The organism is Caballeronia terrestris (assembly GCF_001544515.1).
GTDB classification, from domain to species: Bacteria; Pseudomonadota; Gammaproteobacteria; order Burkholderiales; family Burkholderiaceae; genus Caballeronia; species Caballeronia terrestris.
This window is the reverse complement of record NZ_FCOL02000614.1, coordinates 1-582: the sequence shown is the minus strand read 5'-3', so window position 1 is coordinate 582 and position 582 is coordinate 1. Positions and strand designations below refer to the sequence as shown.

The window sequence follows — 582 nt, the reverse complement described above, 5'->3', positions numbered from 1 at the left end:
GTGCGCCGGAGACATCGCTGTTCAAGAGAGCACCGATGAGGCTGCCGAGGACGGATCGGACTGCCCGGCTTGCGGCCGAACGATCGTCGCGAAACAGGTTCGTATTGGCCACGCCAGGGTGCGCGGCAACCGACATCACACGCGATCCGGACGCGCGCAAGCGTCGGTTCAGCTCGAACGCAAACATGAGGTTGGCCAGTTTCGACTGCCGATAGGATGACATCGGCCCATAGTCTTGTGCGCGATGGAGGCAATCGTGACCACGCGCGGACGTTCCGGTGATTCTTGCGCGGCTTGCTCGAGCGCGGGTCGAAGAAGAGCGGTCAGCGCGAAATGCCCGAGCACGTTGGTGCCGAACTGAAGTTCAAAACCGTCGGTCGTCTCCAAGCGTCGGGGAGGCGCCATGACCCCAGCGTTGTTGACTAGAATGTCGAGTCGTCGGCGGAGCGAAAGCTGGCGGTCAGCAAAAGCACGCACCGAGGCGAGGCTCGCTAGATCAAGCTGCTCAAGCTCGAGTCGTGCTTCAGGCATCTCATTTCGCATGCGAGCGACGGCCGCTGCGCCGCGTTGCTCGTCCCGGCA

1 protein-coding gene and 1 pseudogene are annotated in these 582 nt (G+C 62.7%); both read right to left on the bottom strand.

What is annotated here, in order from left to right; all coding sequences use genetic code 11:
* Positions 1–187, bottom strand: a pseudogene (locus AWB67_RS42945) (short-chain dehydrogenase); the annotation flags it as partial.
* Positions 169–582: SDR family NAD(P)-dependent oxidoreductase (locus AWB67_RS40585; RefSeq protein ID WP_235025648.1), on the bottom strand; the 414-nt coding region annotated here is incomplete at its 5' end. The pseudogene AWB67_RS42945 and the gene AWB67_RS40585, both read right to left, overlap by 19 nt.